At 55.5% G+C, this 23,271-nt stretch carries 27 protein-coding genes; all 27 read right to left on the bottom strand.

Going from position 1 to position 23,271, the window contains the following annotated elements; translation table 11 throughout:
* Positions 1-7: 7 nt before the first annotated feature.
* The 27 genes from rplF to rplK all read right to left on the bottom strand — a co-directional run bounded on the left by rplF (position 8) and on the right by rplK (position 23,263).
* Positions 8-541, bottom strand: a complete 534-nt coding sequence (gene rplF / locus GTQ41_RS24705; RefSeq protein ID WP_007966176.1) for a 50S ribosomal protein L6 — start codon at positions 539-541, stop codon at positions 8-10.
* Positions 542-553: 12 nt separating this feature from the next.
* Entirely contained in the window at positions 554-946 is a 393-nt protein-coding gene (gene rpsH / locus GTQ41_RS24710) for a 30S ribosomal protein S8 (protein ID WP_007966178.1), read from the bottom strand.
* A gap of 209 nt (positions 947-1,155) precedes the next feature.
* Positions 1,156-1,461 (bottom strand): 30S ribosomal protein S14, encoded by a 306-nt coding sequence (rpsN, locus tag GTQ41_RS24715; RefSeq protein WP_007955639.1) that lies wholly within the window; start codon positions 1,459-1,461, stop codon positions 1,156-1,158.
* Positions 1,462-1,474: 13 nt separating this feature from the next.
* Positions 1,475-2,014 (bottom strand): 50S ribosomal protein L5, encoded by a 540-nt coding sequence (gene rplE, locus GTQ41_RS24720; RefSeq protein WP_003210069.1) that lies wholly within the window; start codon positions 2,012-2,014, stop codon positions 1,475-1,477.
* A gap of 20 nt (positions 2,015-2,034) precedes the next feature.
* A complete protein-coding gene (gene rplX, locus GTQ41_RS24725; RefSeq protein ID WP_003186046.1) occupies positions 2,035-2,349 on the bottom strand; it encodes a 50S ribosomal protein L24 in 315 nt (104 codons plus the stop codon).
* An 11-nt stretch (positions 2,350-2,360) separates the two neighbouring features.
* Positions 2,361-2,729, bottom strand: coding sequence for a 50S ribosomal protein L14 (gene rplN / locus GTQ41_RS24730; RefSeq protein ID WP_002555479.1), 369 nt, complete (start codon positions 2,727-2,729; stop codon positions 2,361-2,363).
* A gap of 23 nt (positions 2,730-2,752) precedes the next feature.
* Positions 2,753-3,019 carry a 30S ribosomal protein S17 gene (gene rpsQ / locus GTQ41_RS24735; RefSeq protein ID WP_003194644.1) on the bottom strand — a complete coding sequence of 89 codons (267 nt, stop codon included), beginning with the start codon at positions 3,017-3,019 and terminating at the stop codon, positions 2,753-2,755.
* 2 nt (positions 3,020-3,021) lie between these two features.
* Positions 3,022-3,213: a 50S ribosomal protein L29 gene (gene rpmC, locus GTQ41_RS24740; RefSeq protein ID WP_002555481.1), complete on the bottom strand. Its 192-nt coding sequence runs from the start codon at positions 3,211-3,213 to the stop codon at positions 3,022-3,024.
* A complete protein-coding gene (gene rplP / locus GTQ41_RS24745; RefSeq protein WP_003228729.1) occupies positions 3,213-3,626 on the bottom strand; it encodes a 50S ribosomal protein L16 in 414 nt (137 codons plus the stop codon). Before rplP ends, rpmC begins: the two co-directional genes overlap by 1 nt.
* Before the next feature lie 12 nt (positions 3,627-3,638).
* Entirely contained in the window at positions 3,639-4,325 is a 687-nt protein-coding gene (rpsC, locus tag GTQ41_RS24750; protein WP_003176422.1) for a 30S ribosomal protein S3, read from the bottom strand.
* Positions 4,326-4,338: 13 nt separating this feature from the next.
* A complete protein-coding gene (gene rplV / locus GTQ41_RS24755; RefSeq protein WP_003103908.1) occupies positions 4,339-4,671 on the bottom strand; it encodes a 50S ribosomal protein L22 in 333 nt (110 codons plus the stop codon).
* A gap of 11 nt (positions 4,672-4,682) precedes the next feature.
* Positions 4,683-4,958, bottom strand: a complete 276-nt coding sequence (gene rpsS, locus GTQ41_RS24760; RefSeq protein ID WP_003228731.1) for a 30S ribosomal protein S19 — start codon at positions 4,956-4,958, stop codon at positions 4,683-4,685.
* 16 nt (positions 4,959-4,974) lie between these two features.
* Entirely contained in the window at positions 4,975-5,799 is an 825-nt protein-coding gene (rplB, locus tag GTQ41_RS24765) for a 50S ribosomal protein L2 (RefSeq protein WP_003228734.1), read from the bottom strand.
* A gap of 14 nt (positions 5,800-5,813) precedes the next feature.
* Positions 5,814-6,113, bottom strand: a complete 300-nt coding sequence (gene rplW, locus GTQ41_RS24770) for a 50S ribosomal protein L23 (RefSeq protein ID WP_002555488.1) — start codon at positions 6,111-6,113, stop codon at positions 5,814-5,816.
* Positions 6,110-6,712: a 50S ribosomal protein L4 gene (gene rplD / locus GTQ41_RS24775; RefSeq protein ID WP_003228735.1), complete on the bottom strand. Its 603-nt coding sequence runs from the start codon at positions 6,710-6,712 to the stop codon at positions 6,110-6,112. The genes rplW and rplD overlap by 4 nt, the downstream gene beginning before the upstream one ends.
* Positions 6,713-6,724: 12 nt before the next feature.
* Positions 6,725-7,360 (bottom strand): 50S ribosomal protein L3, encoded by a 636-nt coding sequence (gene rplC, locus GTQ41_RS24780; RefSeq protein WP_003228738.1) that lies wholly within the window; start codon positions 7,358-7,360, stop codon positions 6,725-6,727.
* A gap of 80 nt (positions 7,361-7,440) precedes the next feature.
* Positions 7,441-7,752, bottom strand: a complete 312-nt coding sequence (gene rpsJ, locus GTQ41_RS24785) for a 30S ribosomal protein S10 (protein ID WP_003186070.1) — start codon at positions 7,750-7,752, stop codon at positions 7,441-7,443.
* 158 nt (positions 7,753-7,910) lie between these two features.
* Entirely contained in the window at positions 7,911-9,104 is a 1,194-nt protein-coding gene (tuf, locus tag GTQ41_RS24790) for an elongation factor Tu (protein WP_095668187.1), read from the bottom strand.
* A 31-nt stretch (positions 9,105-9,135) separates the two neighbouring features.
* Positions 9,136-11,241, bottom strand: a complete 2,106-nt coding sequence (fusA, locus tag GTQ41_RS24795; RefSeq protein ID WP_047296931.1) for an elongation factor G — start codon at positions 11,239-11,241, stop codon at positions 9,136-9,138.
* Between the two features lie 30 nt (positions 11,242-11,271).
* Positions 11,272-11,745: a 30S ribosomal protein S7 gene (rpsG, locus tag GTQ41_RS24800; RefSeq protein WP_003228745.1), complete on the bottom strand. Its 474-nt coding sequence runs from the start codon at positions 11,743-11,745 to the stop codon at positions 11,272-11,274.
* Positions 11,746-11,852: 107 nt separating this feature from the next.
* Positions 11,853-12,224 carry a 30S ribosomal protein S12 gene (gene rpsL / locus GTQ41_RS24805; protein WP_003186084.1) on the bottom strand — a complete coding sequence of 124 codons (372 nt, stop codon included), beginning with the start codon at positions 12,222-12,224 and terminating at the stop codon, positions 11,853-11,855.
* 215 nt (positions 12,225-12,439) lie between these two features.
* On the bottom strand, positions 12,440-16,639 hold the full coding sequence (rpoC, locus tag GTQ41_RS24810; RefSeq protein WP_047296933.1) for a DNA-directed RNA polymerase subunit beta': 4,200 nt from the start codon (positions 16,637-16,639) through the stop codon (positions 12,440-12,442).
* Between the two features lie 63 nt (positions 16,640-16,702).
* Positions 16,703-20,776, bottom strand: coding sequence for a DNA-directed RNA polymerase subunit beta (gene rpoB, locus GTQ41_RS24815; protein WP_027614262.1), 4,074 nt, complete (start codon positions 20,774-20,776; stop codon positions 16,703-16,705).
* Between the two features lie 221 nt (positions 20,777-20,997).
* Entirely contained in the window at positions 20,998-21,363 is a 366-nt protein-coding gene (rplL, locus tag GTQ41_RS24820; protein ID WP_041074960.1) for a 50S ribosomal protein L7/L12, read from the bottom strand.
* A 74-nt stretch (positions 21,364-21,437) separates the two neighbouring features.
* Positions 21,438-21,938: a 50S ribosomal protein L10 gene (gene rplJ / locus GTQ41_RS24825; RefSeq protein WP_003228752.1), complete on the bottom strand. Its 501-nt coding sequence runs from the start codon at positions 21,936-21,938 to the stop codon at positions 21,438-21,440.
* Positions 21,939-22,136: 198 nt separating this feature from the next.
* Positions 22,137-22,832, bottom strand: coding sequence for a 50S ribosomal protein L1 (rplA, locus tag GTQ41_RS24830; RefSeq protein ID WP_003228754.1), 696 nt, complete (start codon positions 22,830-22,832; stop codon positions 22,137-22,139).
* Positions 22,832-23,263, bottom strand: coding sequence for a 50S ribosomal protein L11 (rplK, locus tag GTQ41_RS24835; RefSeq protein WP_003228756.1), 432 nt, complete (start codon positions 23,261-23,263; stop codon positions 22,832-22,834). Before rplK ends, rplA begins: the two co-directional genes overlap by 1 nt.
* Positions 23,264-23,271: the final 8 nt, after the last annotated feature.

Below are 23,271 nucleotides of genomic sequence, written 5' to 3' on the forward strand. Positions count from 1 at the left end.
CTATGCCCTACTTCTTCTTGGCTTCTTTACGACGGACGACTTCGTCCGCGTAGCGCACACCTTTGCCTTTGTACGGCTCTGGTGGACGGAAGTCGCGGATCTCAGCGGCCACTTGACCTACCAGCTGCTTGTCGATGCCCTTGATCAGGATATCGGTCTGGCTAGGAGTCTCAGCGGTGATGCCTTGCGGCAGTTCGTAATCCACTGGGTGCGAGAAGCCAAGAGCCAGGTTCAGCACCTGACCTTTTGCTTGCGCCTTGTAACCAACACCGACCAGCTGGAGCTTGCGCTCGAAGCCTTGGCTTACGCCTTGGACCATGTTGTTTACCAACGCACGCGTGGTACCGGCCATTGCGCGAGTCTGTTGATCGCCATTGCGAGCAGCGAAACGCAGCTCACCAGCTTCTTCAACGATCTCAACGGACGAATGGATGTTCAGTTCAAGAGTACCCTTGGCACCCTTCACCGAAAGCTGTTGGCCTGCGAATTTGACTTCGACACCGGCTGGCAGCTTAACGGGGTTCTTAGCGACGCGAGACATGCTTATCCCCCCTTAGAACACAGTGCAAAGAACTTCGCCGCCGACACCGGCAGCGCGCGCAGCACGATCCGTCATCACACCTTTGTTGGTGGAGACGATAGACACGCCAAGACCGCCACGAACTTTCGGCAGATCTTCAACGGACTTGTACTGACGCAGGCCTGGACGACTAACGCGCTTGACTTCCTCGATGACCGGACGGCCTTCGAAGTATTTCAGCGAGATGGACAACGACGGCTTAGCGTCGGTGGTGATCTGAAAATCCGCGATGTAACCTTCGTCCTTCAGGACTTTTGCTACAGCCACCTTCAACGTGGAAGACGGCATGCTTACGACAGACTTTTCAGCCATCTGGGCATTACGGATTCGAGTTAGCATGTCCGCTAACGGGTCCTGCATACTCATGGGCTAGACGCTCCTAATACAGAAAAATTAGCCTTGCGGCTACTACTTGTCGCCGAGAAATTCCGGGCACGAAAAACACGGGCTCAGGCGAGCCGGTCATTCTAGACACACCCCAGAAATGAATCAAGCCCCAAAAGGGGCTTGATTCAAATTCAAGGCCACCGATGGTCAGGTTCTTGCGACCCCGACCATCAAGGCTTTGACAGCGATTACCAGCTGGCTTTAACCAGACCTGGAACGTCACCACGCATTGCCGCTTCACGCAGTTTGTTACGGCCCAGGCCGAACTTGCGGTAAACGCCGTGCGGACGACCAGTCAGGCGGCAACGGTTACGCATGCGCGAAGCGCTTGCGTCACGTGGTTGCTTCTGCAGAGCTACGGTCGCTTCCCAACGCGCTTCTGGACTTGCGTTCAGATCAACGATGATAGCTTTCAGCGCTGCACGCTTGACGGCGTACTTGGCAACAGTGAGCTGACGCTTCAGCTCACGGTTTTTCATGCTCTTCTTGGCCATTTTCCTACTCCAATCAGTTGCGGAACGGGAATTTGAAAGCACGCAGCAGAGCGCGGCCTTCATCATCGTTCTTGGCAGTGGTGGTCAGGGTAATGTCCAGACCGCGGAGAGCATCGATCTTGTCGTAGTCGATTTCCGGGAAAATGATCTGCTCTTTCACGCCCATGCTGTAGTTGCCACGACCATCGAAGGACTTGGCATTCAGGCCGCGGAAGTCGCGAACCCGAGGCAGGGAGATCGACAGCAGACGATCCAGGAACTCGTACATACGCTCACGGCGCAGAGTCACTTTGACACCGATCGGCCATCCTTCACGGACTTTAAAGCCAGCGATGGATTTACGAGCGTAGGTCACAACGACTTTTTGGCCGGTGATCTTTTCCAGGTCAGCAACAGCGTGCTCGATGACTTTTTTGTCGCCGATCGCTTCGCCCAGACCCATGTTCAGGGTGATTTTGGTAACGCGCGGAACTTCCATCACGTTCGAAAGCTTAAGTTCTTCCTTAAGTTTCGGAGCGATTTCCTTCCGGTAAATCTCTTTTAGTCGTGCCATGGTCTTCTACCTAGCAGTGTTCAAGCATCAACCGCTTTTTGGGTCGACTTGAAGACACGAATTTTCTTACCGTCTTCTACTTTGAAACCAACGCGGTCAGCCTTGTTGGTTTCGCCGTTGAAGATGGCGACGTTGGAAGCGTGCAGTGGCGCTTCTTTCTCGACGATACCGCCCTGTACGCCCGACATCGGGTTAGGCTTGGTATGACGCTTGACCAGGTTCAGACCACCAACAACCAGACGGTTGTCAGCAAGAACCTTCAGCACCTTACCGCGCTTACCTTTGTCTTTGCCGGCGATCACGATGATCTCGTCGTCACGACGAATCTTTTGCATGTCGGATCTCCTTACAGCACTTCTGGGGCGAGCGAGACGATCTTCATGAACTTCTCAGTACGAAGCTCACGGGTCACTGGCCCAAAGATACGGGTGCCGATCGGCTCTTGCTTGTTGTTCAGAAGAACAGCAGCGTTGCCATCAAAGCGGATAATGGAGCCATCAGCACGACGTACGCCGTGACGAGTGCGGACTACAACAGCAGTCATCACTTGGCCTTTTTTCACTTTACCGCGAGGAATTGCTTCCTTCACGGTAACTTTGATGATGTCACCGATACCAGCGTAACGACGATGGGAGCCACCCAGCACCTTGATGCACATAACACGGCGAGCGCCGCTGTTATCGGCCACATCGAGCATGGATTGAGTCTGAATCATATAATTTCTCCGACCCCTAGCCCTTAGACTTCCACAGCGCGTTCGAGAACATCAACCAGCGCCCAAGACTTGGTCTTGGCCATCGGACGAGTTTCACGAATAGTGACTTTGTCGCCGATGTGGCACTGATTGGTTTCGTCGTGCGCGTGCAGCTTAGTCGAACGCTTAACGTATTTACCGTAGATCGGGTGCTTAACGCGACGCTCGATCAGAACGGTGATGGTTTTGTCCATCTTGTCGCTGACAACACGGCCAGTCAGCGTACGGACAGTTTTTTCGGCTTCAGCCATGATCACTTACCTGCCTGCTGGTTGAGCACAGTCTTCACGCGAGCGATGTCACGCTTAACTTGCGAGAGCAGATGAGACTGCCCCAACTGGCCAGTTGCTTTCTGCATGCGCAGATTGAACTGGTCGCGCAGCAAGCCGAGCAGTTGCTCGTTCAGCTGCTGTGCGGATTTTTCACGAAGTTCATTCGCTTTCATCACATCACCGTCCGTTTAACAAAGGAGGTGGCGAGCGGCAGCTTTGCAGCAGCCAGGGCGAAAGCCTCACGCGCCAGCTCTTCAGAAACACCCTCGATTTCATACAGGACTTTGCCTGGCTGAATCTGGGCAACCCAGTATTCCACGTTACCCTTACCTTTACCCATACGAACCTCGAGAGGCTTTTTGGAGATCGGCTTGTCCGGGAATACACGGATCCAGATCTTGCCGCCACGTTTTACGTGACGGGTCAGAGCACGACGCGCTGACTCGATCTGACGAGCGGTGAGACGACCACGAGCAACAGACTTCAGCGCGAACTCGCCGAAGCTGACTTTGCTACCGCGCAGTGCCAGACCACGGTTGTGGCCGGTCATCTGCTTGCGGAACTTCGTACGCTTAGGTTGCAACATTTGGCGTACCCCTTACTTAGCAGCTTTTTTACGAGGCGCTGGTGCTTGCGGCTTCAGCTCTTCTTGGCGACCACCAATTACTTCGCCTTTGAAGATCCAAACCTTTACACCGATCACACCGTAAGTGGTGTGAGCTTCGTAGTTGGCATAGTCGATGTCGGCACGCAGGGTGTGCAGTGGCACACGACCTTCGCGATACCATTCAGTACGTGCGATTTCAGCACCGCCGAGACGACCGCTCACTTGGATTTTGATGCCTTTGGCACCAATGCGCATGGCGTTCTGTACTGCGCGCTTCATAGCGCGACGGAACATTACACGACGCTCCAGCTGCTGAGCTACGCTCTGCGCAACCAGCATACCGTCGAGCTCCGGCTTGCGGATCTCTTCGATATTGATGTGCACAGGCACACCCATTTGCTTGGTCAGGTCCTGACGCAGTTTCTCAACATCTTCACCCTTCTTCCCGATAACGATACCTGGACGAGCGGTGTGGATGGTGATGCGTGCAGTTTGAGCCGGACGATGGATATCGATACGGCTTACGGACGCGCTTTTTAGTTTGTCTTGGAGATACTCACGCACCTTCAGATCTGCGAACAAGTAGTCCGCATAAGTCCGACCGTCTGCGTACCAGACGGAGGTGTGCTCCTTGACGATTCCCAGGCGAATGCCAATGGGATGTACTTTCTGACCCATCTCTTCGACTCCGTTACTTGTCAGCAACCTTGACAGTGATATGGCAAGACCGCTTGACGATGCGATCAGCACGGCCTTTGGCACGTGGCATGATGCGCTTCAGCGAACGCCCTTCGTTGACGAAAACGGTGCTGACCTTCAGGTCATCAACGTCTGCGCCTTCGTTATGCTCGGCGTTGGCTACGGCCGACTCCAGCACTTTTTTCATGATCTCGGCGGCTTTCTTACTGCTGAAAGCCAACAGGTTGAGCGCTTCGCCCACCTTCTTCCCGCGGATCTGGTCGGCGACCAAGCGGGCTTTCTGGGCGGAGATTCGAGCGCCCGACAACTTAGCGGCTACTTCCATTTCCTTACCCCTTAACGCTTGGCTTTCTTGTCAGCCACGTGCCCACGATAAGTGCGGGTACCGGCGAACTCGCCCAGTTTATGGCCAACCATGTCTTCGTTCACGAGAACTGGGACGTGCTGACGGCCGTTGTGTACTGCAATGGTCAGACCGACCATTTGTGGCAGGATCATCGAACGACGCGACCAAGTCTTAATTGGTTTGCGATCGTTCTTTTCCGCCGCCACTTCGATCTTCTTCAGTAGGTGAAGATCAATAAAAGGACCTTTTTTCAGAGAACGTGGCACTGTCGTATCCCTCTATTTACTTGCGACGACGGACGATCATTTTGTCGGTACGCTTATTACCACGAGTCTTCGCGCCCTTAGTCGGGAAGCCCCATGGCGATACCGGATGACGACCACCAGAGGTACGACCTTCACCACCACCATGTGGGTGGTCAACCGGGTTCATGGCAACACCACGAACGGTTGGGCGAACGCCACGCCAGCGTTTGGCACCAGCTTTACCCAGCGAACGCAGGCTGTGCTCGGAGTTCGAGACTTCGCCCAGGGTCGCACGGCATTCAGCCAGGACTTTACGCATTTCACCGGAACGCAGACGCAGGGTAACGTACACGCCTTCACGAGCGATCAGCTGAGCCGAAGCACCAGCGGAACGAGCGATCTGTGCGCCTTTACCTGGCTTCAGTTCGATGCCGTGTACGGTAGAACCGACTGGAATGTTGCGCAGTTGCAGAGCGTTGCCTGGCTTGATTGGAGCCAGAGCGCCTGCGATCAGCTGGTCGCCAGCACTCACGCCTTTAGGGGCGATAATGTAGCGACGCTCGCCGTCTGCGTAGCAGAGCAGTGCGATGTGAGCGGTACGGTTTGGATCGTATTCGATACGCTCGACAGTGGCGACGATGCCATCTTTGTCGTTGCGACGGAAATCGACCATACGGTAATGCTGCTTATGACCACCACCGATGTGACGAGTGGTAATACGGCCATTGTTGTTACGACCACCAGTCTTCGATTTTTTCTCGAGCAGCGGTGCGTGAGGAGCGCCTTTGTGCAGCTCCTGGTTGACCACCTTGACCACAAAACGGCGGCCAGGGGAAGTCGGTTTGCATTTAACGATTGCCATGATGCACCCCTTCCTTACTCAGCACTGCTGCTGAAATCGAGATCTTGGCCTGGCTGAAGGGAGATAACTGCCTTCTTCCAGTCATTACGCTTGCCCAGACCGCGAGCAGTGCGCTTGCTCTTACCCAGAACGTTCAGGGTAGTGACGCGCTCTACTTTCACGCTGAACAGGCTTTCGACGGCCTTCTTGATTTCCAGCTTGGTTGCATCAGTAGCAACCTTGAAAACGAACTGGCCTTTCTTGTCTGCCAGAACCGTAGCCTTCTCGGAAACGTGCGGGCCAAGCAGAACTTTAAATACGCGTTCCTGGTTCATCCCAGCAGCTCCTCGAATTTCTTCACGGCCGACACGGTGATCAACACCTTGTCGTATGCGATCAGACTAACTGGATCGGAACCTTGCACGTCACGTACATCTACGTGTGGCAGGTTACGAGCAGCCAGGTACAGGTTCTGATCAACAGCGTCCGACACGATCAGAACGTCGGTCAGGCTCATGTTGTTCAGTTTGCCCAGCAGATCTTTGGTTTTCGGAGTTTCAACAGCGAAATCCTGAACCACGACCAGACGATCAGTACGCACCAGCTCAGCAAGGATGGAACGCATTGCTGCGCGATACATCTTCTTGTTCAGCTTCTGGGAGTGATCTTGTGGACGAGCTGCGAAAGTGGTACCGCCGCCACGCCAGATTGGGCTACGGATAGTACCGGCACGAGCACGGCCAGTACCTTTCTGACGCCATGGGCGCTTGCCGCCACCACGAACGTCGGAACGGGTCTTCTGCTGCTTGCTACCTTGACGGCCGCCGGCCATGTAGGCCACGACTGCTTGGTGAACCAGCGTCTCGTTGAATTCGCCGCCAAATGTCAGTTCGGAAACTTCGATCGCTTGAGCGTCATTTACATTTAATTGCATGTCAGCTTCCCCTTAACCGCGAGCCTTGGCTGCTGGACGTACAACCAGGTTGCCGCCAGTAGCGCCAGGAACAGCGCCCTTGACCAACAACAGATTGCGTTCAGCGTCCACGCGCACTACTTCCAGGGACTGCACGGTCACGCGCTCAGCGCCCATATGACCGGACATTTTTTTGCCCTTGAATACACGACCAGGAGTCTGGCACTGGCCGATAGAGCCTGGGACGCGGTGGGATACGGAGTTACCGTGGGTGTTATCTTGCCCGCGGAAATTCCAACGCTTGATCGTACCCTGGAAGCCTTTACCCTTGGACTGACCGGTTACATCAACCAGTTGACCAGCGGCGAAGATTTCAGCGTTGATCAGATCGCCAGCCTGGTACTCGCCTTCTTCAAGACGGAATTCCATGGTGGTGCGACCAGCGGCAACGTTCGCTTTAGCGAAGTGGCCAGCCTGAGCTGCTGTTACACGCGAAGCGCGACGCTCGCCGACAGTGACTTGCACTGCACGATAGCCATCGGTCTCTTCAGTTTTGAACTGGGTGACGCGATTCGGCTCGATCTCAATGACCGTGACCGGAATGGAGACACCTTCTTCGGTGAAAATACGGGTCATACCGCATTTACGACCGACTACACCAATAGTCATGTTGTAAACCTCATGAGTGTACGGGGCTTTCACCCGCTATGGCCGCCCATTTCAGAGCGTTACACGACCAAGACCGAGTCTTAGCCGAGGCTGATCTGCACTTCCACACCGGCCGCAAGATCAAGCTTCATAAGTGCATCAACGGTTTTATCCGTTGGCTGGACGATGTCCAGAACGCGCTTATGAGTGCGGATTTCGTACTGGTCACGCGCGTCTTTGTTGACGTGCGGGGAAACCAGAACGGTGAACCGCTCTTTACGGGTAGGCAGTGGAATTGGACCACGCACTTGAGCACCAGTACGTTTCGCGGTTTCCACGATTTCCTGGGTTGATTGGTCGATCAGGCGATGGTCGAAAGCCTTCAACCTGATACGGATTTGCTGATTTTGCATTGGATTTCAGACTCCGGCTGCTATTCCCACCGGGCGCAATACGCCCGTTAAAAGGAGGCGCAATTCTATAGACGCCCCAGATAGGTGTCAACCCAATAAAAAAGCCCCCGCTGAGCGGGGGCTTTTTCAATTCATCAAGCAGACTCTATAAAAGAGAATTACTCGATGATTTTGGCTACGACGCCAGCGCCGACGGTACGACCGCCTTCACGGATAGCGAAACGCAGACCGTCTTCCATCGCGATGGTTTTGATCAGGGTAACAGTCATCTGAATGTTGTCACCTGGCATTACCATTTCAACGCCTTCTGGCAGCTCGCAGTTACCAGTCACGTCAGTAGTACGGAAGTAGAACTGTGGACGGTAGCCTTTGAAGAACGGAGTATGACGACCGCCTTCTTCCTTGCTCAGAACGTAAACTTCTGCGGTGAACTTGGTGTGCGGCTTAACCGAACCTGGCTTGACCAGAACCTGACCACGCTCAACGTCGTCACGCTTGGTACCACGCAGCAGAACGCCGCAGTTCTCACCAGCACGACCTTCGTCGAGCAGCTTGCGGAACATCTCAACACCGGTGCAGGTGGTGGTGGTGGTGTCACGCAGACCAACGATTTCCAGTGCATCTTGAACGCGAACGATACCGCGCTCGATACGACCAGTCACAACAGTACCGCGACCCGAGATCGAGAATACGTCTTCGATTGGCATCAGGAATGGCTTGTCGATCATACGAACTGGTTCTGGGATGTAGCTGTCCAGAGTTTCAACCAGCTTCTTGACGGCAGTGGTGCCCATCTCGTTGTCGTCTTTGCCTTCCAGCGCCATACGAGCCGAACCGATGATGATTGGGGTGTCATCGCCCGGGAAGTCGTAGGTGGACAGCAGGTCGCGAACTTCCATCTCAACCAGTTCCAGCAGCTCAGCGTCGTCTACCAGGTCAGCCTTGTTCAGGAAAACCACGATGTACGGAACGCCTACCTGACGGGACAGCAGGATGTGCTCACGGGTTTGTGGCATCGGACCATCAGCGGCCGAGCAAACCAGGATAGCGCCGTCCATTTGAGCAGCACCGGTGATCATGTTCTTCACATAGTCAGCGTGACCTGGGCAGTCAACGTGAGCGTAGTGACGAATGTTCGAGTTGTACTCAACGTGCGCGGTGTTGATGGTGATACCGCGAGCTTTTTCTTCTGGAGCGCTGTCGATCTTGTCGAATTCAACTACGGCCGAACCGAAAACTTCGGAGCAGACGCGAGTCAGAGCAGCGGTCAGAGTGGTTTTACCGTGGTCAACGTGACCGATGGTGCCAACGTTGACGTGCGGTAGGGAACGATCAAATTTTTCTTTAGCCACGACAATTAACTCCTAGCCTAAAGGGGCTGAATCAGCCTTGTTTTTTGGTTACGGATTCGACGATGTGCGACGGAGCCGTATCGTATTTTTTGAATTCCATAGAGTAGCTTGCGCGACCCTGGGACATGGAACGAACGTCGGTCGCATAACCGAACATCTCACCCAGTGGAACCTCGGCACGGATAACCTTGCCGGACACTGTGTCTTCCATACCCTGGATCATGCCGCGACGACGGTTAAGGTCGCCCATTACATCACCCATATAGTCTTCAGGCGTAACAACCTCTACCGCCATGATCGGCTCGAGCAACTCACCACCACCCTTCTGGGCCAGTTGCTTGGTCGCCATGGAAGCAGCCACTTTAAACGCCATCTCGTTGGAGTCGACGTCGTGGTAAGAACCATCGAACACGGTAGCCTTCAGGCCGATCAGCGGATAGCCGGCAACAACGCCGTTCTTCATCTGCTCTTCGATACCCTTCTGGATAGCCGGGATGTATTCCTTAGGAACCACACCACCTACTACTTCGTTCAGGAATTGCAGACCTTCCTGACCTTCGTCAGCAGGAGCAAAACGGATCCAGCAGTGACCGAACTGGCCGCGACCGCCGGACTGGCGAACGAACTTGCCTTCGATTTCGCAGTTCTTCGTGATGCGCTCACGGTACGAAACTTGAGGCTTGCCGATGTTGGCTTCGACGTTGAACTCACGGCGCATCCGGTCAACCAGGATGTCCAGGTGCAGCTCGCCCATGCCGGAGATGATCGTCTGACCAGTCTCTTCATCAGTCTTAACGCGGAAAGACGGGTCTTCCTGAGCCAGTTTGCCCAGTGCGATACCCATTTTTTCCTGGTCATCCTTGGTCTTAGGCTCTACGGCAACCGAAATAACCGGCTCCGGGAAGTCCATACGAACCAGGATGATTGGCTTGTCAGCGTTGCAGAGGGTTTCACCAGTGGTGACGTCCTTCATGCCGATCAGGGCCGCGATGTCGCCAGCGCGCACTTCCTTGATCTCTTCACGGGCGTTTGCGTGCATTTGCACCATACGACCCACGCGCTCTTTCTTGCCTTTAACCGAGTTGATCACACCGTCGCCGGAGTTCAACACGCCCGAGTAAACACGGACGAAGGTCAAGGTACCCACGAATGGGTCAGTAGCGATTTTGAACGCCAGTGCCGCGAACGGCTCGTCGTCACTTGCGTGACGCTCCATTTCCTCTTCCTCGTTATCAGGGTTGGAGCCCTTGATCGCAGGAATGTCGGTTGGAGCAGGCAGGAAGTCGATAACGGCGTCGAGAACCAGGGGAACGCCCTTGTTCTTGAACGAAGAACCGCACACAGCCAGAACGATTTCGCCAGCGATAGTGCGCTGACGCAGAGCAGCCTTGATCTCTTCGATCGACAGCTCTTCACCTTCCAGGTACTTGTTCATCAGCTCTTCACTGGCTTCGGCCGCAGCCTCAACCATGTTGCTGCGCCACTCAGTAGCCAGCTCGAGCATGTCCGCAGGGATTTCCTTGCGAACAGGAACCATACCCTTGTCAGAGTCGTTCCAGTAAACAGCCTGCATGTTGATCAGGTCGATCTGGCCCTGGAAGTTGTCTTCCGAACCGATAGCCAGCTGGATCGGCACCGGAGTGTGACCCAGACGCTGTTTGATCTGACCGATCACGCGCAGGAAGTTGGCACCAGCACGGTCCATCTTGTTTACGTAAACAAGACGTGGAACGCCGTATTTGTTGGCTTGACGCCATACGGTTTCCGACTGAGGCTCAACACCCGAGGTACCGCAGAATACAACCACAGCGCCGTCGAGTACGCGCAGGGAACGCTCAACTTCAATGGTGAAGTCTACGTGGCCCGGGGTATCGATGACGTTGAAGCGGTGTTCGTGAGGATACTGCTTCTCGGAACCTTTCCAGAAGGCGGTGATGGCAGCAGAAGTAATGGTAATACCACGCTCCTGCTCCTGCACCATCCAGTCTGTGGTCGCGGCGCCGTCATGCACCTCGCCCATTTTGTGACTTTTGCCAGTGTAAAAAAGGACGCGCTCGGTGGTGGTGGTTTTACCAGCATCCACGTGAGCGACGATACCGATGTTACGGTAGCGACTAATCGGAGTAGTACGAGCCATAAAGCCCTCGCAAAATTAGTGAAGCTAAAATTAGAAGCGGTAGTGCGAGAAAGCTTTGTTGGCTTCGGCCATACGGTGCACGTCTTCACGCTTCTTAACAGCAGCACCTTTACCTTCAGCAGCATCCAGCAGTTCGCCAGCCAAGCGCAGAGCCATAGACTTCTCGCCACGCTTACGTGCGAAGTCTACCAACCAGCGCATTGCCAGAGCGTTACGGCGGGAAGGACGAACCTCGACCGGGACCTGGTAAGTAGCACCACCAACGCGGCGCGACTTCACTTCGACCAGCGGAGCGATGGCGTCGAGTGCTTTTTCGAAGAGTTCCAGGGGATCGGTGCCGGCCTTACGAGCCTTCACGGTTTCCAGGGCACCATAAACGATACGCTCGGCAACGGCTTTCTTGCCGCTTTCCATAACGTGGTTCATGAATTTGGCGAGGATCTGGCTTCCGTATTTCGGATCGTCCAGAATCTCACGCTTTGCTGCTACGCGACGTCTTGGCATGATAAGCCCTCAAGCGGTCTTCAGGTTAGTTCGGGACAGATCCAGTGGATGCAAGCCCGACCTTACTCTTATCGACTCAATAAAATGAAAATCTGCAAAACGGCCGATTACTTCGGACGCTTGGTACCGTACTTCGAACGACCCTGGTTACGGCCTTTAACGCCGGAAGTATCCAAGGAGCCGCGAACGGTGTGGTAACGAACACCTGGCAAGTCTTTTACACGACCGCCGCGGATCAGTACCACGCTGTGCTCTTGCAGGTTGTGGCCTTCACCACCGATGTACGAGGAAACCTCGAAACCGTTGGTCAGACGCACACGGCATACTTTACGCAGTGCCGAGTTAGGTTTTTTCGGCGTAGTGGTGTACACACGGGTGCACACGCCACGACGTTGCGGGCAGTTCTGCAGCGCAGGTACGTCGGATTTCTCGACGATACGCTTACGCGGCTGACGTACCAGCTGGTTGATAGTTGCCATCTACTAGCTCCACTGTTGTCTTGCGACGCTATTGTCTTGCAAGAAAAGCAAAATGACAGGAACGGATTCCCGCCAAATTTAGGGGATCAAGAGTCTAAAGAGGATCTTGCCCCCAGTCAAGGCAAGGCCCCGACCACCCCGCCCGTCGAACCTTGACAATTTGTCTCGATTCGACGAACGGAGCGATCAGGGCCTCAGCTTATTTACCGCAGAACTCAGTTACCGCTCGAGTTCAGCGCTTCGGTCAGTGCAGCTTCCACTTCACTGGCGCTTACGCGCAACGGCTTGTCTGCATCACGACGACGCTTGCGCTCGCTGTGATAAGCCAGACCGGTACCGGCCGGGATCAGACGACCCACGACCACGTTTTCTTTCAGGCCGCGCAGGTAGTCGCGCTTGCCGGTGACTGCCGCTTCGGTCAGTACGCGGGTGGTTTCCTGGAAGGAAGCCGCCGAGATGAACGATTCGGTCGACAACGACGCCTTGGTGATACCCAGCAGAACGCGGGTGAACTTGGAGACAAACTTGTCTTCCGCGTTCAGACGCTCGTTCTCTACCAGTACGTGAGTCAGTTCCATCTGGTCGCCCTTGATGAAGCTGGAATCGCCGGACTCGGAGATCTCAACTTTACGCAGCATCTGACGCAGGATGGTCTCGATGTGCTTATCGTTGATCTTCACGCCTTGCAGACGGTAAACGTCCTGGATCTCGTTCACGATGTACTTGGCCAGCGCGCTCACACCCAGCAGACGCAGGATGTCGTGCGGATCGCTTGGACCGTCGGAGATAACTTCGCCGCGGTTAACCTGTTCGCCTTCGAACACGTTCAGGTGACGCCACTTCGGAATCAGCTCTTCGTACGGATCGCTACCGTCGTTCGGGGTAATAACCAGACGGCGCTTGCCTTTGGTCTCTTTACCGAATGCGATGGTACCGCTGACTTCAGCCAGAATCGACGCTTCTTTCGGACGACGAGCTTCGAACAGGTCGGCAACACGCGGCAGACCACCGGTGATGTCGCGGGTTTTCGAAGTTTCTTGCGGGATACGAGCGATAACATCACCGATCGCAATCTTCGCACCGTCTGCAACACCGACCAGGGCGTTGGCTGGCAGGAAGTACTGAGCGATAACGTCAGTGCCTGGCAGCAACAGATCCTTGCCGTTGTCGTCGACCATCTTCACTGCTGGACGGATTTCCTTGCCCGCAGCTGGACGATCTTTCGCGTCGAGTACTTCAATGTTGGTCATACCGGTCAATTCGTCAGTCTGACGCTTGATCGTGATGCCTTCTTCCATGCCCACGTAGGTCACGGTACCTTTCATTTCGGTAACGATCGGGTGAGTGTGCGGATCCCACTTGGCGACGATTGCGCCAGCGTCGACCTTGTCACCTTCTTTAACCGAAATCACAGCACCGTACGGCAGCTTGTAACGCTCACGCTCACGACCGAAGTCATCAGCGATGGCCAGCTCACCGGAACGGGACACGGCAACCAGGTGGCCATCCACTCGCTCAACGTGTTTCAGGTTGTGCAGACGGACAGTACCGCCATTTTTCACCTGAACGCTGTCGGCTGCGGAAGTACGGCTTGCCGCACCACCGATGTGGAACGTACGCATCGTCAGCTGGGTACCCGGCTCACCGATGGACTGGGCAGCAATAACGCCGACCGCTTCACCGATGTTCACCTGGTGACCACGAGCCAGATCACGGCCGTAGCACTTGGCGCAAATACCATAGCGGGTTTCGCAGCTGATCGGCGAACGCACGATCACTTCGTCGATGCTGTTCAGCTCGATGAACTCGACCCACTTCTCGTCCACCAGAGTACCGGCAGGAACGATAACGTCCTCGGTGCCTGGCTTGAATACGTCACGAGCAATAACACGACCCAATACGCGCTCACCCAACGGCTCTACAACGTCACCGCCCTCAATGTGCGGAGTCATCAGCAGACCGTGTTCGGTGCCGCAATCGATCTCGGTTACAACCAGATCCTGCGCCACGTCTACCAGACGACGAGTCAGGTAACCGGAGTTCGCAGTTTTCAACGCGGTATCCGCCAGACCTTTACGAGCACCGTGAGTCGAGATGAAGTACTGGAGTACGCTCAGACCTTCACGGAAGTTCGCGGTAATCGGCGTTTCAATGATGGAACCGTCCGGCTTGGCCATCAGACCACGCATACCGGCCAGCTGACGAATCTGTGCTGCGGAACCCCGCGCACCCGAGTCGGCCATCATGTACATCGAGTTGAAGGACTCTTGGTCAACTTCGTCGCCGTGACGGTCGATGACTTTCTCTTTCGAGAGGTTGGCCATCATCGCCTTGGAAACTTCGTCGTTCGCCTTCGACCAAAGGTCGATCACTTTGTTGTACTTCTCGCCCTGGGTTACCAGGCCGGAGGCGTACTGGCTCTCGATCTCTTTCACTTCGTCGGTGGCTGCACCGATGATGCGGGCTTTTTCGTCCGGGATAACGAAGTCGTTAACACCGATGGAAACGCCGGAGATGGTCGAGTAAGCGAAACCGGTGTACATCAACTGGTCAGCAAAGATCACGGTCTCTTTCAGACCAACCACGCGGTAGCACTGGTTGATCAGCTTGGAGATCGCCTTTTTCTTCATTGGCAGGTTGACGACATCGAACGACAGACCTTTCGGCACCACCTGGAACAGCAGCGCACGGCCGACAGTGGTGTCGACGATACGAGTGTTGCTCACGCTGTTGCCGTCACGGTCGTTGACGGTTTCGTTGATGCGCACTTTAACCTTGGCGTGCAGTGCGGCCTCGCCGGCACGGAACACACGGTCAACTTCCTGCAGATCCGCGAACACACGACCTTCGCCCTTGGCGTTGATCGCTTCGCGAGTCATGTAGTACAGACCCAATACAACGTCCTGCGACGGAACGATGATTGGCTCACCGTTGGCTGGCGACAGAATGTTGTTGGTCGACATCATCAACGCACGCGCTTCGAGCTGGGCTTCCAGCGTCAGCGGTACGTGCACGGCCATTTGGTCGCCGTCGAAGTCGGCGTTGTACGCGGCGCAGACCAGCGGGTGCAGCTGGATAGCCTTACCTTCGATCAGTACCGGTTCAAACGCCTGGATACCCAGACGGTGAAGGGTCGGTGCACGGTTGAGAAGAACCGGGTGTTCGCGAATCACTTCAGCGAGAACGTCCCAAACCTCTGGCAGCTCGCGCTCGACCATCTTCTTGGCCGCTTTGATGGTGGTCGCCAGACCACGCATTTCCAGCTTGCCGAAAATGAACGGTTTGAACAGCTCGAGAGCCATCTTCTTCGGCAGACCGCACTGGTGCAGACGCAGGGTCGGGCCTACGGTAATTACCGAACGACCGGAGTAGTCAACACGCTTGCCGAGCAAGTTCTGACGGAAACGACCTTGCTTACCCTTGATCATGTCAGCCAGGGATTTCAGAGGACGCTTGTTCGAACCGGTGATAGCGCGGCCACGACGACCGTTGTCGAGCAGTGCATCGACAGCTTCCTGCAACATACGCTTTTCGTTGCGCACGATGATGTCCGGAGCGGACAGATCCAGCAGGCGCTTCAAACGGTTGTTACGGTTGATCACTCGACGATACAGATCGTTGAGGTCGGAAGTCGCGAAACGACCGCCATCCAGCGGGACCAGTGGACGCAGATCTGGCGGCAGAACCGGCAGAACGGTCAGCACCATCCACTCTGGCAGGTTGCCGGAACCTTGGAAGGCTTCCATCAACTTCAGACGCTTGGACAGCTTCTTGATCTTGGTTTCCGAGTTGGTTTGCGGAATTTCTTCGCGCAGACGGCCAATCTCGTGTTCCAGGTCGATAGCGTGCAGCAGTTCACGGACAGCTTCAGCACCCATGCGGGCGTCGAAGTCATCACCGAACTCTTCCAGCGCTTCGAAGTACTGCTCGTCGTTCAGCAGCTGACCTTTTTCAAGGGTAGTCATACCCGGATCGATAACGACGTAGCTCTCGAAGTAGAGAACGCGTTCGATATCACGCAGGGTCATGTCCATCAGCAGGCCGATACGGGACGGCAGCGATTTGAGGAACCAGATGTGGGCAACCGGCGAAGCCAGTTCGATGTGCGCCATGCGCTCACGACGAACCTTGGCCAGTGCGACTTCAACGCCGCACTTCTCGCAGATCACACCACGGTGCTTCAAGCGCTTGTACTTACCGCACAGGCACTCGTAATCCTTCACCGGGCCAAAGATCTTGGCGCAGAACAGACCGTCACGCTCAGGTTTGAACGTACGGTAGTTGATGGTTTCCGGCTTTTTAACTTCACCGAACGACCACGAGCGGATCATCTCAGGCGAGGCCAATCCGATACGGATGGCGTCGAACTCTTCGACTTGACCCTGGTTTTTCAGCAAATTCAGTAGGTCTTTCAAGGCCTTTCCTCCTGGCGGAGCAGAGAGCGGGCAGTCCTGCCCCGCTCTCGATCGCGTCACGTGTTATTCGGTTTCCAGATCGATATCGATGCCGAGGGAACGAATTTCCTTGATCAACACGTTGAAGGACTCGGGCATGCCCGGCTCCATACGGTGATCGCCATCCACGATGTTTTTGTACATCTTGGTACGGCCGTTCACATCGTCCGACTTCACTGTGAGCATTTCTTGCAGAGTGTATGCAGCACCGTATGCTTCCAGTGCCCAGACCTCCATCTCCCCGAAACGCTGACCACCGAACTGCGCCTTACCACCCAGCGGCTGCTGGGTAACCAGGCTGTACGAACCGGTAGAACGCGCGTGCATCTTGTCGTCTACCAAGTGGTTCAGCTTCAGCATGTACATGTAGCCAACGGTAACTGGACGCTCGAACTTGTTGCCGGTACGGCCGTCAGTCAGCTGCATCTGGCCGCTTTCCGGCAGGTCTGCCAGTTTCAGCATGGCCTTGATTTCGCTTTCCTTGGCACCGTCGAACACTGGAGTGGCCATTGGAACACCGCCACGCAGGTTCTTCGCCAAATCCAGGATTTCCTGATCGGAGAAGCTGTCCAGATCTTCGTTACGACCACCGATCTGGTTGTAGATCTCGTCCAGGAAGGTGCGCAGCTCAGCGACTTTACGCTGCTCTTCGACCATCCGGTTGATCTTCTCGCCCAGACCTTTGGCCGCGAGGCCCAGGTGGGTTTCAAGGATCTGACCAACGTTCATACGCGAAGGTACGCCCAACGGGTTGAGGACGACGTCGACCGGGGTGCCATTGGCATCGTGCGGCATGTCTTCAACCGGCATGATCACGGAGACCACACCCTTGTTACCGTGACGACCGGCCATCTTGTCGCCCGGCTGGATGCGACGACGGATTGCCAGGTAAACCTTGACGATTTTCAGCACGCCCGGAGCCAGGTCATCGCCCTGCTGCAGTTTGCGCTTCTTGTCTTCGAACTTGTCGTCCAGCAGACGGCGACGATCAACGATGTAGGCCTGAGCCTTCTCGAGCTGCTCGTTCAGAGCATCTTCAGCCATGCGCAGTTTGAACCACTGACCATGCTCAAGACCGTCGAGTACTTCGTCGGTGATGTCCTGACCTTTCTTCAGACCGGCGCCGCCTTCAGCCTTGTGGCCTACCAGAGCGGAGCGCAGACGTTCGAAGGTCGCGCCTTCTACGATACGGAACTCTTCGTTCAGATCCTTGCGGATCTCGTCCAGCTGGGACTTCTCGATCGACAGTGCACGAGCATCACGCTCAACGCCGTCACGGGTGAAGACCTGTACGTCGATGACAGTACCTTTGGTACCGGTAGGTACACGCAGGGAGGTGTCTTTAACGTCGCTGGCTTTTTCACCGAAGATCGCACGCAGCAGTTTTTCTTCCGGAGTCAGTTGGGTCTCGCCTTTCGGAGTGACCTTACCCACCAGGATGTCGCCTGCGCCTACTTCAGCACCTACGTAAACGATACCGGCTTCGTCCAGCTTGTTCAGTGCAGCTTCACCCACGTTCGGGATGTCCGCAGTGATTTCCTCTGGGCCAAGCTTGGTGTCACGCGCCACACAGGTCAGTTCCTGAATGTGGATCGTGGTGAAACGGTCTTCCTGAACCACACGCTCGGACAGGCAGATGGAGTCTTCGAAGTTGAAGCCGTTCCATGCCATGAACGCGATGCGCATGTTCTGACCCAGTGCCAGCTCACCCATGTCGGTGGACGGGCCGTCGGCCATGATGTCGCTACGCTGAACGCGATCACCCTTGCTCACCAGCGGACGCTGGTTGATGCAGGTGTTCTGGTTCGAGCGGGTGTATTTGGTCAGGTTGTAGATGTCGACACCGGCTTCACCGGTTTCAACTTCATCATCAGCAACACGAACCACGATACGGCTGGCATCAACGGAGTCGATCACGCCGCCACGACGAGCCACGACGCAAACGCCGGAGTCGCGAGCCACGTTACGTTCCATGCCGGTACCTACCAGCGGCTTGTCAGCGCGCAGGGTTGGTACAGCTTGACGCTGCATGTTCGAACCCATCAACGCACGGTTGGCGTCGTCGTGCTCGAGGAACGGAATCAGCGACGCTGCAACCGAAACTACCTGCTTCGGCGAAACGTCCATCAGGGTGACGTCTTCCGGCGCCTTGACGGTGAATTCGTTCAGGTGACGTACGGCTACCAGTTCGTCGATCAGGACTTTCTGCTCGTTCATGGTCGCCGAAGCCTGCGCGATCACGTGATCGGCCTCTTCAATGGCGGACAGGAACACGATCTCGTCGGTGACCACACCCTCTTTCACCACACGGTACGGGCTTTCCAGGAAGCCGTACTGGTTGGTGCGGGCGTAAGCAGCCAGGGAGTTGATCAGACCGATGTTCGGACCTTCCGGCGTTTCAATCGGGCAGACACGACCGTAGTGAGTCGGGTGTACGTCACGAACTTCGAAGCCTGCACGCTCACGAGTCAGACCGCCAGGGCCGAGTGCAGAGACACGACGCTTGTGGGTGATCTCGGACAGCGGGTTGTTCTGGTCCATGAACTGCGAGAGCTGGCTGGAACCGAAGAACTCCTTCACCGCCGCAGCCACTGGCTTGGCGTTGATCAGGTCTTGCGGCATCAGGCCTTCGCTTTCAGCCATCGACAGACGCTCTTTGACCGCACGCTCAACACGTACCAGGCCAACGCGGAACTGGTTCTCGGCCATTTCGCCTACGCAGCGAACACGACGGTTACCCAGGTGGTCGATGTCATCGACAATGCCTTTACCGTTACGGATGTCGACCAGAGTCTTCAGGACCGCGACGATGTCTTCCTTGCACAGCACGCCCGAACCTTCGATTTCGGTACGACCGATACGACGGTTGAACTTCATCCGGCCGACCGCAGACAGGTCATAGCGCTCAGGGCTGAAGAACAGGTTGTTGAACAGGGTTTCGGCAGCGTCTTTGGTTGGCGGCTCGCCTGGACGCATCATGCGATAGATTTCGACCAGCGCCTCCAATTGGTTGCTGGTGGAGTCGATCTTCAGCGTGTCGGAGATGAACGGACCGCAGTCGATGTCGTTGGTGTACAGAGTTTCAATGCGAACAACGCCGGCCTTGGCAATTTTCGCCAGGACTTCGGTCGACAGCTCGGTGTTGCACTCTGCCAGGATTTCGCCGGTAGCCGGATGCACGATGACCTTGGCGGTAGTGCGGCCCAGAACGTAGTCCAGAGGCACGTCCAGCTCTTTGATCCCGGCTTTTTCCAGCTGGTTGATGTGGCGGGCAGTAATACGACGGCCCTGCTCTACAATCACCTTGCCTTTATCATCCTGGATATCGAGGACAGCCACTTCACCGCGCAGACGCTGAGGCACCAGTTCCAGGCTCAGGCCTTCGCCTTTAACGTGGAATACGTTGGTGGTGTAGAACGCGTCCAGCACTTCTTCGGTGGTGTAGCCGAGCGCGCGCAGCAGTACCGAGGCCGGCAGCTTGCGACGACGGTCGATACGCACGAATACGCAGTCTTTCGGGTCGAACTCGAAATCCAGCCACGAACCGCGGTAAGGAATGATGCGCGCGGAGTACAGCAGTTTACCGGAGCTGTGCGTCTTGCCGCGGTCGTGGTCGAAGAACACGCCCGGGGAACGGTGCAGCTGGGAAACGATAACACGCTCGGTACCGTTGATTACGAAGGTACCGTTCTCAGTCATCAATGGGATTTCGCCCATGTAGACTTCTTGCTCTTTGATGTCCTTGATCGCTTTGTTCGACGATTCTTTGTCGAAAATGATCAGGCGCACTTTTACCCGCAAAGGTACGGCGAAAGTTACACCGCGCAATACGCATTCTTTGACATCAAATGCCGGTTCGCCCAAGCGATAACCGACGTACTCCAGCGCAGCATTGCCGGAGTAGCTGATGATCGGGAAAACGGATTTGAAGGCCGCATGCAGGCCCACGTCGCGGAACTGATCTTTAGTCGCTCCCGCTTGCAAGAATTCACGATACGAATCCAGCTGGATGGCCAGGAGGTACGGCACATCCATGACGTCCGGCAACTTGCTAAAGTCCTTGCGGATACGTTTTTTCTCAGTATATGAGTAAGCCATCAGCGTTCCCCAGCTTGGTCACCTGCTTGTTTGGCCCCTCCCGACGGGAGCAGCCAGAAAATCGTGCAAACCCCATGGTTTGCGCCACCGCATCGGGTGGTTACAGCGCCTTTATCAGCACCGACCCAGTCGGCTGCCAATAACGGAAAAAGGCCGGTGGCAAGAGCCACCAGCCATCAGCCTGTCGCTTGACGCTCGGGCTGGAGGAGCAAAGTCGATACTTATTTCAGCTCGACTTTAGCGCCTGCTTCTTCCAGCTTCTTCTTAGCGTCTTCAGCAGCTTCTTTCGAAACGCCTTCAGCTACAACCTGAGGAGCGCCATCTACTTTCTCTTTGGCTTCTTTCAGGCCCAGACCGGTCAGTTCACGAACTGCCTTGATCACGTTTACTTTCTTCTCGCCGGCTTCAACCAGAACAACGTTGAACTCGGTTTGCTCTTCAACAGCAGCAGCAGCTACAGCTGGGCCAGCCGAAGCGGCAGCAGCGGTAACGCCGAAGGTTTCTTCCATCGCTTTGATCAGCTCAACGATTTCCACTACGGATTTCTGGCCGATTGCTTCGATGATTTGTTCGTTAGTCAGAGACATGACTCAATTCCTGAATTGGGGGACGGCCTACGCGACCATCGAAATAAACAAAAAACGCGAGAAGTCGACGAGCCTTAGGCTGCGGCAGCTTCTTTCTGGTCGCGAATTGCCGCCAGAGTACGAGCCAATTTGCTGGTAGCGCCTTGAATCACGCTCATCAGCTGAGAAATTGCTTCGTCACGGGTCGGCAGAGTTGCCAGTACGTCGATCTGATTAGCTGCGAGGAACTTGCCCTCGAACGCAGCTGCCTTGATCTCGAACTTGTCCTGACCCTTGGCAAACTCTTTGAAGATACGGGCAGCAGCGCCCGGATGTTCGTTCGAGAATGCAATCAGGGTCGGGCCGGTGAACACGTCGTTGAGGACACTGTATTCAGTGTCAGCAACAGCGCGCTTGAGCAGGGTGTTACGTACAACACGTACGTAAACGCCAGCTTCACGAGCCTCTTTACGGAGTCCGGTCATTGCGCCTACTGTTACGCCACGGGCATCAACCACGACAGCGGACAGAGCGACTTTGGCAGCCTCGTTGACTTCAGCGACGATGGCCTTCTTGTCTTCGAGATTAATTGCCACGGGTTTAACTCCTGCTTGTTACCGTTTCACTCGGTCGAAACCGAATGTCGTTTTGGTGTCTGATTCGGTAAGGAACCGGGAGCACCATCTGCGTAGGCTTATGGTTTAAGACTTGCGTCGCCTACGGTCTTGGATAGCCCCCGCCAGGCAGGGACCCCAATCTTTCAATTGGCGCAATCAAACGCGCCAATCTTTGTCTTACGCGTCCAGCGAGCTCTGATCGATAACCAGACCTGGGCCCATAGTGGTGCTCAGGGTAACGCGCTTGACGTAGATACCTTTCGAAGAAGCTGGCTTGATACGCTTCAGATCAGCGATCAGGGCTTCAACGTTTTCCTTCAGCTTGACGGCATCGAAGCCGATCTTGCCAACGGAAGTGTGGATGATGCCGTTTTTGTCGGTGCGATAACGAACCTGGCCAGCCTTGGCGTTTTTAACCGCGGTAGCTACGTCTGGAGTTACGGTGCCGACTTTCGGGTTAGGCATCAGGCCACGTGGACCGAGGATCTGACCCAGTTGACCTACAACGCGCATGGCATCCGGGGATGCGATCACTACGTCATAGTTCAGGTCGCCGCCTTTCATTTCAGCAGCCAGGTCGTCCATACCTACACGGTCAGCGCCGGCAGCCAGAGCGGCCTCAGCAGCTGGACCCTGGGTGAACACAGCAACGCGAACGGTCTTGCCAGTGCCGTGTGGCAGCACAGTAGCGCTACGAACAACCTGGTCGGATTTGCGCGGGTCTACACCCAGGTTTACAGCAACGTCGAACGACTCGCTGAACTTGACAGTCGACAGCTCAGCCAGCAGAGCAGCAGCGTCTACAATGTTGTAGGCCTTGCCTGCTTCGATTTTGCCGGCGATAGCCTTTTGACGCTTGGTCAGCTTAGCCATTACACACCCTCCACGTTAAGGCCCATGCTACGAGCAGAACCGGCGATAGTACGCACGGCTGCATCCATATCAGCTGCAGTCAGATCCGCGTTTTTGGTTTTCGCGATTTCTTCCAGCTGAGCACGGGTAACAGTGCCAACCTTAACGGTGTTCGGACGAGCGGAACCGCTGGTCAGACCGGCCGCCTTCTTCAGCAGAACCGAAGCAGGGGTGGATTTGGTTTCGAAAGTGAAGCTACGGTCGCTGTAGACAGTGATGATCACTGGAGTCGGCAGACCTGCTTCAAGACCCTGAGTACGGGCGTTGAAAGCCTTGCAGAATTCCATGATGTTCACGCCGTGCTGACCCAGAGCAGGACCAACAGGTGGGCTTGGGTTAGCCTGAGCGGCCTTCACTTGCAGCTTGATGTAAGCGGTAATCTTCTTGGCCATGAGGCACT

It is taken from the genome of Pseudomonas sp. AN-B15 (assembly GCF_019056475.1).
Taxonomy (GTDB): domain Bacteria; phylum Pseudomonadota; class Gammaproteobacteria; order Pseudomonadales; family Pseudomonadaceae; genus Aquipseudomonas; species Aquipseudomonas parakoreensis.